The 16,901-nt window shown below is 35.6% G+C and carries 17 protein-coding genes; 1 reads left to right on the plus strand and 16 read right to left on the minus strand.

Features of this window, described 5'->3' with window-relative positions:
- Positions 1-16: 16 nt before the first annotated feature.
- Positions 17-997, minus strand: a complete 981-nt coding sequence (locus tag MQE36_RS05655; protein ID WP_341461492.1) for an ABC transporter ATP-binding protein — start codon at positions 995-997, stop codon at positions 17-19.
- Positions 998-1,009: 12 nt separating this feature from the next.
- On the minus strand, positions 1,010-1,546 hold the full coding sequence (locus MQE36_RS05660) for a DUF1697 domain-containing protein (RefSeq protein ID WP_242938202.1): 537 nt from the start codon (positions 1,544-1,546) through the stop codon (positions 1,010-1,012).
- An 82-nt stretch (positions 1,547-1,628) separates the two neighbouring features.
- Between MQE36_RS05660 and MQE36_RS05665 the strand changes: the two genes are divergently transcribed.
- Positions 1,629-2,585 carry a M20/M25/M40 family metallo-hydrolase gene (locus MQE36_RS05665; RefSeq protein WP_242938203.1) on the plus strand — a complete coding sequence of 319 codons (957 nt, stop codon included), beginning with the start codon at positions 1,629-1,631 and terminating at the stop codon, positions 2,583-2,585.
- Between the two features lie 13 nt (positions 2,586-2,598).
- Here MQE36_RS05665 and MQE36_RS05670 read toward each other — a convergent pair whose 3' ends face one another.
- From MQE36_RS05670 to MQE36_RS05735, 14 genes are all read right to left on the minus strand, one after another.
- Positions 2,599-4,002 carry a serine hydrolase domain-containing protein gene (locus tag MQE36_RS05670; RefSeq protein ID WP_242938204.1) on the minus strand — a complete coding sequence of 468 codons (1,404 nt, stop codon included), beginning with the start codon at positions 4,000-4,002 and terminating at the stop codon, positions 2,599-2,601.
- A gap of 446 nt (positions 4,003-4,448) precedes the next feature.
- Positions 4,449-5,072 carry an FMN-dependent NADH-azoreductase gene (locus tag MQE36_RS05675; protein ID WP_242938205.1) on the minus strand — a complete coding sequence of 208 codons (624 nt, stop codon included), beginning with the start codon at positions 5,070-5,072 and terminating at the stop codon, positions 4,449-4,451.
- Positions 5,073-5,136: 64 nt separating this feature from the next.
- Positions 5,137-5,718, minus strand: a complete 582-nt coding sequence (locus tag MQE36_RS05680; protein WP_242938206.1) for a Crp/Fnr family transcriptional regulator — start codon at positions 5,716-5,718, stop codon at positions 5,137-5,139.
- Positions 5,719-5,923: 205 nt separating this feature from the next.
- Entirely contained in the window at positions 5,924-6,463 is a 540-nt protein-coding gene (locus MQE36_RS05685; protein ID WP_242938207.1) for a dihydrofolate reductase family protein, read from the minus strand.
- Positions 6,464-6,764: 301 nt separating this feature from the next.
- Positions 6,765-6,983 carry a hypothetical protein gene (locus MQE36_RS05690; RefSeq protein WP_242938208.1) on the minus strand — a complete coding sequence of 73 codons (219 nt, stop codon included), beginning with the start codon at positions 6,981-6,983 and terminating at the stop codon, positions 6,765-6,767.
- Positions 6,984-7,088: 105 nt separating this feature from the next.
- Positions 7,089-8,321 carry a hypothetical protein gene (locus tag MQE36_RS05695; RefSeq protein WP_242938209.1) on the minus strand — a complete coding sequence of 411 codons (1,233 nt, stop codon included), beginning with the start codon at positions 8,319-8,321 and terminating at the stop codon, positions 7,089-7,091.
- Positions 8,322-8,363: 42 nt separating this feature from the next.
- On the minus strand, positions 8,364-9,263 hold the full coding sequence (locus tag MQE36_RS05700; protein WP_242938210.1) for a hypothetical protein: 900 nt from the start codon (positions 9,261-9,263) through the stop codon (positions 8,364-8,366).
- Positions 9,264-9,598: 335 nt separating this feature from the next.
- The gene (locus tag MQE36_RS05705; protein WP_242938211.1) at positions 9,599-10,174 is read right to left on the minus strand and encodes a DUF1287 domain-containing protein; all 576 of its coding nucleotides are present in this window, start codon (positions 10,172-10,174) and stop codon (positions 9,599-9,601) included.
- A 139-nt stretch (positions 10,175-10,313) separates the two neighbouring features.
- Complete coding sequence (locus MQE36_RS05710) at positions 10,314-11,078, minus strand: hypothetical protein (RefSeq protein WP_242938212.1); 765 nt, start codon at positions 11,076-11,078, stop codon at positions 10,314-10,316.
- 47 nt (positions 11,079-11,125) lie between these two features.
- Positions 11,126-11,638 (minus strand): M23 family metallopeptidase, encoded by a 513-nt coding sequence (locus tag MQE36_RS05715; protein WP_242938213.1) that lies wholly within the window; start codon positions 11,636-11,638, stop codon positions 11,126-11,128.
- 117 nt (positions 11,639-11,755) lie between these two features.
- Positions 11,756-12,466 (minus strand): hypothetical protein, encoded by a 711-nt coding sequence (locus MQE36_RS05720; protein WP_242938214.1) that lies wholly within the window; start codon positions 12,464-12,466, stop codon positions 11,756-11,758.
- 169 nt (positions 12,467-12,635) lie between these two features.
- The gene (locus tag MQE36_RS05725; protein ID WP_242938215.1) at positions 12,636-13,325 is read right to left on the minus strand and encodes a Lipl32 family lipoprotein; all 690 of its coding nucleotides are present in this window, start codon (positions 13,323-13,325) and stop codon (positions 12,636-12,638) included.
- A gap of 230 nt (positions 13,326-13,555) precedes the next feature.
- Positions 13,556-14,122: a hypothetical protein gene (locus tag MQE36_RS05730; RefSeq protein ID WP_242938216.1), complete on the minus strand. Its 567-nt coding sequence runs from the start codon at positions 14,120-14,122 to the stop codon at positions 13,556-13,558.
- Between the two features lie 399 nt (positions 14,123-14,521).
- On the minus strand, positions 14,522-16,519 hold the full coding sequence (locus tag MQE36_RS05735; RefSeq protein ID WP_242938217.1) for a tetratricopeptide repeat-containing sensor histidine kinase: 1,998 nt from the start codon (positions 16,517-16,519) through the stop codon (positions 14,522-14,524).
- Positions 16,520-16,901 lie beyond the last annotated feature (382 nt).

Here is a 16,901-nt window from a genome sequence, read left to right on the forward strand (position 1 = left end):
TACATGGCGGCTTTTTTTATATGCGGTTTTTAATAAGTCCGGCATTTACAGCCAGGTTTATTTCTTCTCCTTTATCTAGTTCAGAGTGGTGTTGAAAATAGATGTCAATGCCTTCACAGACGGCTTTTACAAGGTATTCCGGCCCCTTAAAGAAGCTGTTTGCCACTTTTGCCCGGATTCCGGAGCCATCAGTGGCCTTTATTTCATGCGGGTATAACAAGATACGGGCTCCGTTGTTGTTTGCTTCAAACAAAGAAAGAGGAAGTTCATTCACGTCGCCAAATATAGAAGCGGTATAATAATCCCCCGGGTTTTTATAAAGGGCTTCGGGCGATCCCTGGGCTACGATCTTGCCCGATTTTAATATAATCGTTTTATCGGCATAACTTAACGAATCGTCATTGTCGTGGGTAGCCACGATACAGGTTATCCGATGTTCTTTAAAATAACCGAACAGCTTTCTTCGCAGGTTGTTCTTCCTGAAATTATCGATGTTGCTAAAAGGTTCATCCAGCAATATAAGTTCTGGTTTCCTGGCTATGGCCTGGGCCAGAGCCACCCGCTGCATTTGTCCGCCGCTTAAAAATTTGGCTTTGGTTTTGGCAAACGGGGTCATCTCTACCAGCTGCAATAACTCTCTGGTACGTTTCTTTTTCTTTCCGGGATAGAAATTCGACAAGAATTTTCCAATATTCTCTTCCACGGTTATAAAAGGCATCAGGTCGAAGTCCTGTGCTACATACTTCATAAAGGGTTCTCCCGGTACCAGGTTATAATCAGGGCCCAATAATTTTTTGTCATTCCAGTATATTTCCCCCTTTTCAGGCGCTAACAGCCCATAGATCAGTTTGAGTAAGGTGCTTTTTCCACAGCCGCTCTCTCCGACAATGGCTATATTCTCGCCCTTCTCAGCCGTGAGCCTGATCCCTTTCAGGACTTTTTTCTTTTCGTAAGCAAAAGAAATGTTCTTTACCGCCAGCATAACAATTTTTTGCAAATGTATCGAATATTATCCGGAAGCCATTTCAAGCAGTTTCGTCATCGTTTTCCAATTGCGGGTCGTGGCATATACTTTTAATTTTTGCTCGATGAACGGATTCGCTATTTTGGCTTTTCCGTAGCCGTTGTGGTAACAGAAATACAAGATGTTGTCCCGGTCGATAAATTCATCGTCTTTAGCTTCAACGGCTTTTAAGGTCTCCATTTTATCAGGTTCAGGATTATCAAAAAGGAAAGTACAGTACAGTTTATTAATATCTTCGGATCTTGAAACAAAAGGGTTTTGGGTGTATATTTCCTTCAGCTTAACTAGGTCTATAATGTGAGTCTTCACCTCGAAGCCAAAATGAGTGGCAATACTTCTTTCAATGGCAACCTGGAGTACATCGGCTTTTTCAGCCGACCTGAAAACCACATTGCCGCTTTGTATATAGGTTTTTATATCCTCCAGGTGTAGTGTGGCAAGCAGTGTTTTAAGCGCAGCCATTTTAATTTTCCGATGTCCCCCGACATTGATACCGCGTAGTAATAAAATATATGTGTTCATGCGTTTAAATTATGAAAACTATAGGACTCTATCCCCATAGGATTCTTATTTTTGAAATCTTTAAATTAACAAACAAGATTTAATGATGAAGCATATACTTTTTACAGCAACACTTTTGTTGTTATCAAATGCAATGACAGCTCAGAACGATATTACCCAACCGGAGCTGAAAGGGCATATTGAATTTTTAAGCTCTGATAAAAATGCAGGGAGATACCCGGGAACAAAAGCTAATAAGAGGGTAGTGAAGTATATCATAAAGGAATTCAAAAAATCCGGGATAACGCCTTATGGTAATTCGTATAAACAGGGGTTTACCGCCAGGTTAAGGGTTAAAAAGGACGTGGCGCCCAGGCCCGATGTAAATACATGGAATGTTATCGGGTATATAGAAGGAAATGACCCGGTACTAAAAGATGAGTTTATCGTATTAGGCGCGCATTACGATCACTTGGGAATGGGTGGCCCTTCATCTAAATCAGACCATGAAGGAATACACAATGGTGCAGACGATAATGCCAGCGGAACTTCGGCATTGTTAGAGATAGGCGAAAAGATTGCTGCCAACCGGCATTTATTAAAGCGAAGTGTATTATTGCTTGCCTTCGGAGCTGAAGAGCAGGGACTATTGGGAAGTAAATATTTTACAGAAAACCCCGTAGTGCCATTATCGCAGATCAAACTGATGATCAATATGGATATGGTCGGTCGGCTAAATAATGAAAACCATGTGTATATGGGAGGTGCCGGAACATTCCCGGGAGGTGTAGAGCTGATGAAAAGCCTGGGAGAACCTTTAGGGCTTACCGTTTTTGCACATGCAGGGTCTGTAGGCGGTTCAGACCATGTTTCGTTCTATAAGAAAGACATTTCAGTAATGGGAATCCATACCGGAGGACATCCGCAATATCATACGACAGAAGATACCATAGACCTGATTAATTTTCCCGGACAGGAAAAAGTATGTAACTATATCTATAGCGCCCTGATGAAAGTGGCCACAACAGATTATAAAATGGAGTTTATCCGTCAGGATTAATTAAAAAAGCCCATCAGGGCTTTTTTTGACTTGTATAAGTTAGCTGTTTACGGAGACTATCTATTTTAACCTTTTCCCCGATTGTTTCATAGATTCTGTTTTTAAATAGAATCGTAGCGGTGTTGTTTTTAGCCTTTTTAAAGAGTATCCGGGCAAACATGTTTTCGAACTGATAGGTGTTTTTATCAACCTGGAATAACTTTAACTTGCTTCTGTTGCCCAGTTGACTGTAAAGAGCGTTGTTCTCAAACGATATGGTTCTTGTAGAACCATCATCAAAGCTGTAGGTCCCGGCAAATTTTGCTGCAAAATCCGAGTTGATTTTAGCTGCTTTTGAAGGGGTGTCCGGGTAAGGTTTATTGAGTGCGATAGCAGCCATTTTAGTCGACACAAAATCAGTAGCGCTACAAACACAATTAGAGAGCACCACAACAAAAATATCTTCTTCGGGCAGGTAAATAGTATTGCTTAAAAAACCAAAAGATCCGCCATTGTGTTCTATGGAAGGAACCCCGTTTACCCCGTCTACAGCCCAGCCATAGCCATAGTTCGCGTACTTTCCGTTTGACAGTTTATAATTCGTAAAGGCTTTTTTCTTACTTTCTTTACTTATAAGGGTATTGTTTCGTATGGCCCTGTTCCACAGGTACAGGTCATAGGTTGTAGATAAAATGGCTCCGGCGCTGTACGCATGTGTATATAGCATTTCATCCGCTTTAACGAATTCATCTTTTATCTTATCATGTCCGGTGGCCCTGTTTGGTATAATTTTATGTCTGGACATAAAAGAAGAGTTTTTCATGCCTGCCTTGTCGAAGATGTTTTCTTCAATGAATTCGCTATATGATTTATTTGATACTTTTTCTATAAGCATCCCTAAAAGATAATAGCCTGTATTGCTGTAATGGTATTTTTCACCGGGAGCAAAAAGCATTGGCATCTTTTTAAACAAGGTCATAAGCTCCTCCTGGGTCATTTCATTATACCTGTTATTATACCATTCGTCAGAGGAGGTAAAACTTGCAAGCCCCGATGTATGCGACAATATTTGATCTATAGTTATGGTATGTCCGTGGGTTGGGTAATCCTTAAAGTAGGTAGTTATATTGTCATCAAGATTTAATTTCCCTTGTTCGGCAAGCATCATTATGGCAACGGCAGTAAACTGTTTGGTAACCGACCCGATTTCAAACACACTGTTAATTGTGGCGTCAGCATTTAACTTCAAACTGGCTTTACCGAATGATTTTTGATAAATAATTTCTCCGTCGACGGCAATCGGGGCTGAAGCAGCAGTTGCTGCATCCGGATATTCCTGATGTAATAGTCGATCGAATTGTTTTTCTGGTGATTGAGAAAATGTATTCGATATCGTAAATGTAAATAGTAATAAGGTTGCGATGAGTTTTTGTATCATGTTTTGATGATTGTTAAGTTTTTTGATTGAATTGTCATTAATGTTAATTATAGGTATTGTTGAAAAATAAGCTGTAAAAAACAATTATGACTTCCCAAATCTACAATATGAAAATTAGAAGTTATAGCAACAAAATTATACTTGCAAGGATATTAATGAGAACAGTTCTTTAATTTATCAGTCTATACGGACGCTGAAAAGTAACTGCTTCGGCGCGAATTCAAGAGGTTTCAGAGTAAATATCTCAGGTCCTTCGAGTTAAGAGGAAAACCTGAAAATCATTTAGCGAAGGTCTTGTAAAATTCCTTTGGAACATTTCATAGTCATCAGGATTAGTGCCCTAATCTAATCGGAATTTAACCTTAATTACCGAGTAAACCCGAGTTTGTCTGTGTATAGAGCAAATGTTGTTTCTCGGGTTTTCCTGTTATTGGTAAAGATGTGTTTTATATCTGTTTAATCTCTTGATAGATTTTTAGTTTGGAGCTTTCAAAAATGTCCCCACCAAATTCTTCATTATCTAATGATATGGTAGTAATATCTTCAATACCCATGATCCCGAATACAAATTTTAAGTATGTTGTCTGGAAATTCATATGCTCATTCTTTTCATTTTCCCCATATCCCGTATCTCCCCGGCTCGATAAGATAAATAACTTTTTATTTTGAAGGAGCCCTATATAATCACCGTCAGGTTTGCCAGAACGAAATTTCCATGTTTCATTAATTCTCATAAGTTGATCAATATAAGATTTTAGTCCGCTCGGAATAGACCAATTGTACATGGGAGTTCCGATAACATAAATATTATGTTCTTTAAATTCTTTAACCAAATTGTCACTTAAGGTAACGCCTGTCTGGTTCTCTTTATTCCTGTTTTTCGGACTGATAAAGGCACTGGCTATCCATGCCTCATTAATAGGAGGTATATGTTCCAGTCCGACCTCTCTGAAGGAAATATGATCTTCAGGATTTTTCTTTTTCCAGTTTTCAACAAATAGATTTGTTAGTTTACGACTATGAGATTTTTCGCCTCTGACACTTGCATTAATAATAAGTACTTTATTCATTTTCTTGTAATTTAAATTGCATTGCAAAGTTCGTTACCCGAAAAATGAAAAAAATTGATCTGGTTCAATGTGGTTTATGTTTTTTACGAATTCTACTCAAAAACTCAGCAGAAATACCAAGGTAGGAGGCGATCAGATACTGGGGAACTTTGTCTGCTACCTTCGGGTATTCGTTTAAAAAGTTAAAATAACGTTGTTCTGCATCAAATACGTTGGCAAGAATTATCCTTCTCTGCAGACTTCCAAGGTATGATTCCAGAATAATTCTGAAAAAACGTTCAAGTTTTGGAATTTGTTTCAACATTTTCTGAAACGAGAGATGTCCGATTTGTAATAATACGGTCTTTTCAATAGCCTGAATATTATAGATAGATGGATTTTGTTTTTGAAAGCTGTCAATATCTGTTGCCCACCAGTTATCTATAGCAAAATACAGAATCTCTTCTTTACCAGTTTCGGAATCTATATAAAAAGCTTTTAATGTACCTTGAACAACAAAATTATCTGTTCTGCAGATTTCACCATTTCTTAAAAGATAATCTCCTTTTTCTAATGTTTTTTCAATCCAGAAACTTTCAAATAGGGTTTGTTCTTCGGAGCTCAGCTTTACATGCTTGGAAATAGAATTTACTAACAGCTTTTTCATGAGTTTCAATCCTGAGAATCAAAGATAATATTTCGTATTACACAGGCAATGAGAGTCTGATAAATTAAAACCGTAGTTGTATAGCAATTGGTATATAATTTAAGAGCGATCCCCCTCAATTTTTATGCTATTCTTCGTGAGTTCTTGATCAGACATGGTATGATAGTCTTAATTCTACAAGGACCATGTAGTATTTCAAACAAGTTTAATGCTTTGAATATGTTAATAGTAAAACTCCATTATTGTAAATTTTTGAATCGATTGACTTTAAGGGGATCCCCTCATTTAGTTGTCTGAACAGCGATTTACCTCCACCTGAAATTAAAGGGAAAAACAAAATTTTATACTCGTCAATTAATCTCCTTTCGGTTAATTCCTGCACAATACTTGCACTTCCTATAATCATAACATTTTTTCCTTCTACCTCTTCAAGGAGTTTTTTTGTTGATTGCCTTGAGTTTTTCCATTTCAAATCGGTAGTTGTTTTAGAGAAGACAATTTTACTCATATTATTCATTAAATCTGCTAAAGGCTCCTCTTTTATGGTAACATTTGGCCAATAATTAGAAAGGCTCTCATAGGTAACCCGGCCAAATAAAAAAGTGTCTACATCTTTATATTCCTTAGCAATATCAGACTCCATTTCGTTCAAGAAATTTCTGGTAACAAAATCCATTTCCTGTCCTTCCCGTCCTGCCATATAGCCATCTATGGTAAGGAATTCATAAGCTATTATTTTTCTCATAATGTTTTTTTCAAAAATACAAGATGAGATGTTGGTTAATACGAATAAATAACGACAGCTTTAAGGGGAGTTTACGGCATTATAAATATTCAACCATCTGGTTTGACTTTTCAAAATGGTTACAAATCTTATTGCAAACATTCATATTTTCCGTCGTCGTCTATTAGGTACAATTCTTCTAAAATCCATTTGTTTCCTGATAATATGTAATGGTATTCATAGTCATGAGTTAAAAAATCAAAATGCTTGTTAATAAACCTGGTTTTAACTACGGTAAAAGAAAGCTCCGTCGTTTCTTCAATTATTTGTTCTTGCTCCGGACAATGCGATGAGTCACTTCCGTATGAAATTCCCTGGTATTTTTTTCAGCACTATAATATTTTAAAATTAAATCATCATACTTCTTTTCAATTTTATGGTCAGATTCATCATCTTCCGTTTCACTTAAGTTATAAGCAAAGTCATTCCAATTTTGGTAGTCTGTAATAAACTCCTTTGTTAATTCAATAGGCTTTTTCATGTGTTTTTTCTTAAATCCAGTTAGGAGAATTGGGTTTTTAATATGTTGATTAAAAACAATGAACTGTTCTAAAAACTACTCATTGTTTTGGCAATATTTAGTTTTTTACCATTTCATTACGGGTTCGTCTTTCCAGATAATTAGCCGGAAATCTTCATAATGATTTCCGTTGCCTATGGTGTGGTTGTCTCGAAACCCTTTTCCTAGTTGTAATTTATGAAGCATTCCCGAATATGAGCCTACCCATAATGTTTTTTCATCATCAGATATGGTAATTCCGCTGATTGTAGAACCTAAAAAGTGCCTCCAGATACATTCCCCTTTTTTATTAAAAGCTTTAATATACCCATAGGCATCACCGAGAATATAAAGATCTTCAGTCGCAAGCCCGACATACACTCTCATTCCTTCGTCTATAATATTATAAGCGTCGCTATCTGCATAGGCTTCAATATGCAAATCATTTAGGTTATCGGTTGAAACCCCAATAGTTATTCCATTGTAAAAATGACAAGAGTTTGTTATTAACTGATCGTCGTTTTTAGAAAAAAGACAAAAATGCGGATAGGATGACTGGGGGCCTATTTCGCCAATTTGTTGCCCCTCCTGATTCAGTATTCTATGATCGTTACACTGATCTCCTACTACAATATATGCATTATTATTAGACAAGGTAGCATTTTCCATGTCGATATAAGAGTCCCATTCTTCGTCTTGCAAATCCGGTTCCGGGTGAATCATTTTCTCTGCATTGGGTGATACTATATATATGCCCTCAGAGGTGATTACAAGAACTTTATGTCCGTCATTGAATGGGATTAGATTGGTTATACCCAGATCTTTTGTCTCTGTTAACGGAAACGTCCGAATTATCTCCCCTTGCCAGCCTTTGGTTGTAGTAATTTTGTTGTCCGACAAAATAGCAAAGACATTATTTCTAGGCGATTTCCCGATGGCATGAATAGATGGATCGAGTTCGATGATCTCTTTTGCATCAAGCACATAAGCTTGTCTTTTTTGATAAGCAGTACCTGTAAGGAAAACAATTTTTTCATTTTCTATAAAATGGAGCTGGCCAATATTTTGCCCTTTAGATTCAAAAAATTTTAGCAATGGTGAATGAGCAGGAGGGAAGTGCTCCCGAAATTCATCAATGGTGTTGGTTTTATTAGCCTCTTTTAACAAGCGATAAATCTCATCAGCCAGGTGATCCCTTTTGTCTTCCGGCTCTTTTCCTTTCCAATTCTCCCACCCGTTCTTTTCACCAAATTCAACCATTTCATTAATCTCTGTTGCATATTTGCTACCAAGATTATTCCATTCCTTTTTAATGTTCATAGGTAATTCTTTATTATTTAAAAACCAGAAGGTTTTATCCGATTAATTAGTAAGTCCAGTACTTTCAGTATCTTTTACTGTTTTTAGTTGAGCAGTAATTTCAGCTTTTAGTGTTTTGATATAACAATTGCTACAGTCTAACTCTTTTAAAGAACCCTCTAAAAGATAGTCGATATATTTCTGAAATATTTCTTTAGAAATGTTCCGGTTTAAGCATACAAAGTAAAATTTAAAGGAATTGTCGTAGAAGTCTTTATAGTATGGTCTTAGTATGGCAGCGCTGTATCCGCTGCTTTCTTTTAAATTTTTAAGATGTCTTTCCTTGTATTTAAAACTACGTATTTTAAAACTATCTACCTTCTCGGAGTGGGTCTTAGAAGCGCTTTTTATGATGGGACGTTCGTTGTATTCCGGAGTAGGCTTAAAGTATGTGATTAATTTAAAAACTAAAGAATCGTTTAAATTCCTGTAATGTTTTATTGTTAAGGTATGATTTCCTTTTTCAATACTCCCAAAATATCCCAGGCTGTCTTCATATTTTAAAAACGAACTGATCTTTTCCACGATTTCTTTATTTCGCGTTAAAAGCGAATTCCCGGGAGCGGGAGATGATTCATATTTGCTGAACTTTATATTTGGTGATAATGAAAAACGGTTTATACTGCTGCTATCATTGGTAAAAACATAAATACTTTGATTAGCTTTTACGGTGCTGTCAACTACTTTCTTAAGCGCAATTACTTTTTTATTATAGAGTTCTATGGAAGCTTCAGCTTCCTCCTTGCTGCCTCCGTAGATAATGAACTCCATTTCTTTTTTCTGTTTGTAGTAGCTAATTAGTCCCGGGCCAAACCATTCAAACAGGTAAACGGAGAGTGTAAAAGTTACCACACCAAAGACAATAAGATAATATCCCCAATCAATTCTTTTATTGTTTTTCATCAGACGATTTTTCAAAGAGACTAACTAGGATCGTATGTCAATTTATATTGGTGTATGTGTTTTTATTAGAAATTTCTCAATAATGCAATGTAAGAAATTCCGATCGTATAAAGCTAAAGTCTTTGACAAAGAAATTAGTTGGAAAATAAAGTCCTCCCGACTCCGGTAGCCGGCAAGGCGTGGTACTCCCCTTGGGTTAATGATTCCCCGTTTGTTATCGTATAATGATCCTGAAGATTGCCGCGGCTGTACCTTTCTTTGTTGTGGCTTTGCAAAACAAAGAGTAGGTTTTCGTCAAAAATTGACAAAAGCCTGTGCCGATTACTTCCATTTTATCAATATCGATAATGTCCAATAATCTTATATTCCAATAAGCAGTCTTCTAAAACCTGTCCGGCGCCGATATTATGAACAATCATGTTTCTTTTTCCGTCTTTAGATTTTTTGTTAACCACAATTCCAATATGGGTTAATCCTTTTTCCAGATTCCAGGCAACAATGTCTCCCGGAATATAATCGTTTGGATTTTGTGTTATCTCTTTTTCTGCACCCTGCCTTCTGAAAAAGGTCATGAGGTTCGGAACACGTCTGTGGTCAATATTTTTGTCAGTCGTTTTTAGTCCCCAATTTTTCGGATAACTTCTGAAGTTAGCCTTCATATCCTCGTGAACCAATTTTTGTAAATCAACTCCTAACTTTCTGTAGGCTCTGATGATTACATCAGTGCAAACCCCTTTGTCACTTGGAACATCCCCATTAGGGTAATCAATGGAAAAATAACTGGGATCGTATGTAACCTTTTGTCTGGTCAGTTCTAAAGCACAATCAGATAAGCTTTTTTGTTTAATTTCCGGCTGTGAAAAACACAGCATGTTAGATATCAGGAATATTATAAAAAGTACTTTTTTCATATGTGGTAATAGGGTTATCTGCTTAATAGTAACTAAATCATTTTAAAAGTAGTAGAAATTTCTTGGCAATGCAATGTGAGAAACTCCGATTCAAACAACATTTTTTTCAAATGGCTATAAAGTTTGTTCATGCAATGTTTTATTTGTTGGTATCATCTTTCCAATAGATTCTGGCAACTTCAAATGTCTTTTTCGAAGTATTTAGCCTGTAGGTTATTGAGTTTCCCTTAAAGCAATCGGCATGTTCATTTTTATTCAGTAGGATCGAAGATATCTCAATAGTATGTTCATTGCTGAAATCATATGCAAACGTCAGCTCGTTTTCTTCAAACAAATTTATACACTCATCCGAATGACTCAAAAGCAATTTCACATAAAACTCACGAAACCAATTTGTCATTTTGGTTGGCGTTAGTTTATTGTCTTTATAATTAAATGTCTGAATATCGTTTCCGTCTCCTGTCATATCATTGGTCACCACAAAAAAATCGTTTTCATCAAACTTGTAAAGCGATAATGTCCAGAATCCGTCAACCACTTGTATTCCGATTGTGTTTGGTTCAACGTATTTGATGGTGTTGTACATTTTAGTTGTGTCGACGATAAAGTTGTTCTTTTCTATAAATGCTACGGTCTTTTCTCTTTCCGGCCGGCTCCATGTCCAGGTACTCATGGTGCTTTCAGGTAACGACTTTAAAATATCGAGCAGTTTTTTGTTTTTGAGGTAGTCAATAGCAATGGTATCTGCATATATCACTTTCTCATCTGTCGGGTTCGCGGTATCTGAAACAACAGTAGCATTGTTTCCCGCCTTATTAGTTTTGGTGTCTGAATCACCCTTGGACTTACACGAAAAGAATGCGATTGAAAATATTAGTAATATGTTGGTTTTATAGTTTTTCATTCTTTTAAAGCAACCCGTAACGACCTCGTTTATGCGGGGGTATCAGTTTATTCTTTTAAATAATCTATTGGGTTTAAGTAAAACATCTTTTTCCAGCCTTGTTTGTCTGAATCAATTTTCCAGATGTATGGAATCATTGTCAGAATAGAGTAGTGCAGGTGTGGTGATTTGCCAACGGCATTCCTACTCGATCCGACGGTGCCTATGGTTGTGTTTTTAGTGGCAAAAGAGAGGGAAGACGATTTTATTTCATCTAAATGAGCATAATAATGAAGTCGCCATTTAGGTCCGAGTATCAGTACGACTTTACCTCCCATGCTTATTTCCCCAGCGTATAGTACCAGACCGTGGGTAGACGAATTGATTTCGGTTCCCTTTTTTGCAAAAATATCAACGCCTTTGTGTGTAACTGATTTTCCCCACGGATAAAACCAAAACGATTCCGGATGATAATCAGATTTAGAAGCTCCCTTTACCGGCATTTTTAAATTTTGGGGAATTAAAAAACCGATAAGCAGAATGCTTAATAAACAGGCTAACATTTTCTTTCTTTTCTTCAATATGGTCCGGATTTTAGCTTATGAGTAACGTATTTAGCATTGATGTTGTTTGTAGTCTCCTGTAGATTCATACCTAAAATCAAGAACAATAGCTATATGTGGTTTGCAATACCCTTTTCATAGCCCCGCTTTCACTGTATAATACCTGTCGAAACTCGTATATATCCTTGTTTCTTTAAGTAGGCCTTTTTTATAAATTTCAATCTTTTTTATATCAGATGATTTTAAATCAAAATATCGAATTTTTGTCAAACGTCTTTTCCGGTCGAAATGTTCTGATTTATAATTTCTGCCATCTTTCATATAGTGTATGAGATCTAGATTTCCGTTTTTTCTATAATAGTAATTTTTCGAATTGTAAAAATTACCTGTTTTCGTTGCCGCATCCGGATAAGTGTAAACATAGCTATACCGACCTTCCAGGATTAATTGCTGTTTATCATTGTAAATAAAATAATAAGCACTATCAACCGGATTTATCAAATCATATCTAACTGCTGATTCCGGGTTACTGCAAGGGCGGGTAATTATTACATCTTCCCGCTTAAAAGCGGTGGTGTCGTTTTGAGACACCCAAAGGGTATCAATTTCTGAAGAGTTGCTTTTGTACTTTACCTTTGAAATAAAGGTGTTTTTGTTTTGTGAATTTTCACCACCCGTTCTGCAGCTGCTATTTATAAAACTTAATATTAAGAAAATGAAAAGAAGTTTAGGTTTCATTTTTTCACAATCCCGATAGATAGTGCCAAGAATATGACTCCAATAATTAAGTAAATCCATTCCGGCGATGGTATGAAAAAGCCTTACTTTATTTAACAGTTCTTCCATCCTGTTTTGGAATTGATTGTTGCTTGCTAACGGGTTTTAAAGGAGTAATGACAGGCTGTGTAAAAGTCTATATATAAACCATATAGGTGTTCAAGTGGCCGACAACCAGTGATGTTTTACACATCACCTGCCATTACTAATCCAAAACGTTATGGGTAATTCGTGCTATTTATTTTATTTGCTCCAATAATGCATCAATTGTTTTTGCCATTTCTACGCCAGGTAATTTAATCGGAGCAGCTACTTCAGCCAAAAAGGTCCCCGAAACCTGACCTTTCTTATAGGTTGTAAACCCTACACGATATAAGCCAACTGTTAGTGCCTTTAACGGATCACTTATTTCACTTTTATATCTTAATAACGAATTATACTTTCTTCCTGCCGGATCTTTTGGCATCTCACTGTTATCATCATTCCGTTCTAAAGTAACCCAATTAGCATTTGCTACTGCTTCGGTAGAAATATCCTCTTTTTTAAGAATATCTGAACGCTCAAGTGTAATATAAGTGTCAAAATAATCTTTTGAGTCCTTATTATCAAGATACTCTTGTGATTCAATGGCATTTTTAATCTTCATATTACCAACCGGCGATACCATCCGAACACCCAATTCAGGAGCAGCGGCCGGGATCCAGACATAAATATAGTGGAATTTTTTTCCATCTTTTATCTCATCTTCGTTGCCTTGAGCGGCATACCCTAAATAACTCACAACATCTGTATAAGGAACCCTTACTGTTTTTGGACCTATTTTTTTCTCAGTAGAGCTTCCGAATTTTTTAAGCTTCTGAGCCTCTGCTTGTGAAATTGACAAAATAGTCATTCCTAAAACCATTATTCCTTTAAGTGTTTTTTTCATAGTGTTTGTTTTGTGTTTAATAATTAATTGAATTGTTTTTTCCATAATGGATGATTTGTACATAAAAAATTCAGAATTTAATTTTACCCATAACAATTATTCTCAATACCGTTATACTTAATCGATACTGTTATATTTGAGTTGTTCTTTGTGCTGCAACCGAGAGCTAAATACTCTAGTGTTTGTGTTGAAATGTTTAATAGATAGAAATGGAGTATATTGAGTCGGGATTAATAATCCATTTTAATAAAATCTCCATTTAACTTATAATTAAAAGTGAATGTTGTACCGCCGTTTGGAGGATTCAACATCACAACATATTCTGCTTTATTAATATCACCGTTTTCCGGGAATTTGATAAATGCCATGCTTAAGGCAGGATCATTGATGGCCTTTTCGGCAGTTAATTGCTTGCTCGATTTTTCCACTAATTCACCTAATTTTGAAAGGGAGACGGTATTGTTTAACTGAAACATAAAGTCGGCTGCTTTGCTTCCCTTAGGCACTTCTAAAGTGATCTCTGATTCTTGTACCCAATTCCCTTGGATCGAATTCCATTCTCCCATTTTTAATGATTCAGGGTTTTTGGTAACGGTAACACTGATAATATTGCCTGTTGCTTCGTCATGGGTAATCGTTAAATCTGTAAAAAAAGCATTTTCACCAAACTTGCTTTTAAGTTCTTTTTCTATGTCTGTGAACCCTTCTTGATTTGGCGATTCTTTGCCTCTAGACCCTCCACAGGAAATCAACATAACAACTACGATTATGCTAACAATGAATTTAAATGTTTTCATGCAGGTATGTTTTTAATCTTTTACATCCACAAAAGTAAATAGGAAAAATATGTAGAAGAAGAGGGAATCTATTTCCGAAGCCTTACAACAAATAAGTGAGGAGTTTTATAAAACATCCGTAAAAGGGATAGTTTAACTATTGGTCCCAATTTAGGAAAGTAGTTGAAAATTGTTCATTTTTTGGAGAGGACATAGGTGTTTTTTACCATTCTTCAGATTCTTTTTAAGACGTATGATATGTTCTTTCTAAGTAGTTATAAAGATTACTTTTAAAGTTAAGACCTTCTGTTTGTTCCAAAAAAAAATCAAATCCGGTACCATCGGTAAGGAAGATATCCGAAAATCAACACAGAGTTACGAGCATTGGCAACAACAACCGCCTCCTTTACCGATTCGTATTCATTCAGTACCGTTTTTTATATAAGGAATAACTAATGTAACAACGGAGCCTTGTTCGTTATATTTTTTTCTGTCTTCAATGGTAAATGAACCTTTCTTTTTAAAGTCCTTAGATAATATTTTTAATCGTTCGGAGGTGATGGTGGTGGATAATGATTTTTTATTTTGATTTTTACGCTCCGTTAAAGAGTCGATACCAATACCATTATCGGAAATGATACAGGTTAACTCTTGGTGTGAGAAGTTAAGTTCTATTTTTATAATTCTATCTTTGCTTTGATTAACAAAAGCGTGTTCTATGGCGTTTTCAACAAAAGGCTGAATAAGCATTGGCGGGATTTTAAACAGTGAGGTGTCAATATTCTCTTCTACAGAAATGATATAGGTATACCTTTCATTTTCTAAATTTTGAAGTGCTAAATAATTTTCAACAGCCATTAATTCCTGAGAGAGCAACACGGTTCTGTCTCTTGAATTTTCTAAAATAATCCGGAGGAGTTTTGAAAATCTCGATAAATAGGAAATCGACTTTCTATTTTCTTTATTTAAAATCATGCCTTGTAAAACGGAAAGTGAATTAAATATAAAATGAGGTGTCATTTGTGAGCGTAGAAGCTTCTGTCCGATGATTACATTTTGTGTTTTCGATTTGGCATTTCTTAGTTTTAAAAAGAAAATAATAGCGACTAATATTAACGTCGTGACTAAAAAAGCAATGATGCCAAGTAGTAAATTACGTTGAGACCTTTTTAAGTTCTGAGAAGTATCCAGTACTGTTTTTGTGAGCTTTAATTCCCGAATATTGGCAGAATCTAAGGCTTGTTTATACTTGTATTCATATTCTAATTGGGTGATTTTTTCAATATTTTCTTTATTGAAAATGCTGTCGTTCAGTATTTTGTATTGTTGGAAGTTTGTGAGTGCCTTTTTGTAGTCACCCCTATTTTTATAAATTTCAGATAGGATTCTTGAGGCCTTTTTTTGATTTTCTAAGAGTTTAAGTTTTTCCGTGATTTTTTGACCCTCTATAGCGTATGAAAGCGATTTTTGATATTGTTTTACAAGTAGATATGTTTCAGCAATTCCTAAAAGACTGGCAGATAAAATACGCCCATCATTTATTTTTTCACTAATATCTTTCGCTTTTACATAATTTTTACGTGCAATTAATAATTCGTTTTGGAGTAAATGAATATTTCCAAGCTGTGCATAGCAAATAGCGATTTGTCTTAGATTGTTTAACTCTTTACTTACTTTTAATGACATTTCAAAATATTCCAGAGCCTTTGTATACGCTCTTTTTTTCAGGTATATAGAGCCAATATTGCTATTGTTTGCTGCTATAAGGGTTTTGTGTGCTGTTTTTGATAAAAAGGTTAGCGCTTTTTCATGATACTCTAAAGCTTTATCATATCTCTCTATAGAAGCGTATGACTCTCCCAGATTATCGAGTCTTTTTGCCATACCCAGGATATCGCCTGTTTTTTTATCATAGGATAAACTTTTGTTATAATACTCTATAGCTAATGGATAGTTTCCTTGCCTTGAGTATAAAACACCCAGGTTACCGTGAACAAAAGCAGTACCGCTTTCGTCATTAATAACCTCACTTAATGTTAAGGCTTCTTTATAGTTAGCAATAGCCTCATTAAATCTTCCTGTTTCAGAATATATATTTGCCGTGTTAATCAGGCTGGTAACAAGTTCTCTTTTGTCATTCAATACCTTATAAATTTCTATAGCCTTTTTATAATTTTCCAATGCTTCATCATATTGCGATAAATCATAATTTGTAATACCGAAGGCGATGTAAACATCAGCAATTCCTTTTTTATATTGAATAGATTCAGAATAGTCTAGTGATTTCTTAAAAAAGTTTAAACTTTCGTTATAATTTGATTTTATGTTTTCCAGTATTCCTTTCAGATAAAATACCCGTGCTTTACCTTTTTTATAATTTAAAACATTGTTTAAATGTTCAGCTGCTTCAAGATACAAATTGGTTTGTTCTACATCCCTTTGAAAGTGAGCATAGGCTAAATCGAATAAAATGTCTGCCCGGGTGGTATCTTTAGCCTTGTGATTTTCCAATTCAATTTTAAGGCTATCTGTATTTTTGGTTTGAGCTTGTAGATTTATTACAAAAAGTAAAAAAACAAATAAAGAGAAAATGTAATTCCTAGTTGAAATCATACAATTTTTTTGATTTTGGTATTGGCGAAAATACCTGCGAATCTACTGTTTTTTGGATTAGGAAAGGCTTTATGAAATAATCAGGAAAATTACGATCGTTTCTACGAACGCTTAAGACAGGCGGTTTTGCTCTCGAAAAGACTTGAAAGAAAGTCCTCAGGAGCCTTTCCATAACAAGGCGTGGTAA

Source organism: Zhouia spongiae (assembly GCF_022760175.1).
In the GTDB taxonomy this organism is placed as follows: domain Bacteria; phylum Bacteroidota; class Bacteroidia; order Flavobacteriales; family Flavobacteriaceae; genus Zhouia; species Zhouia spongiae.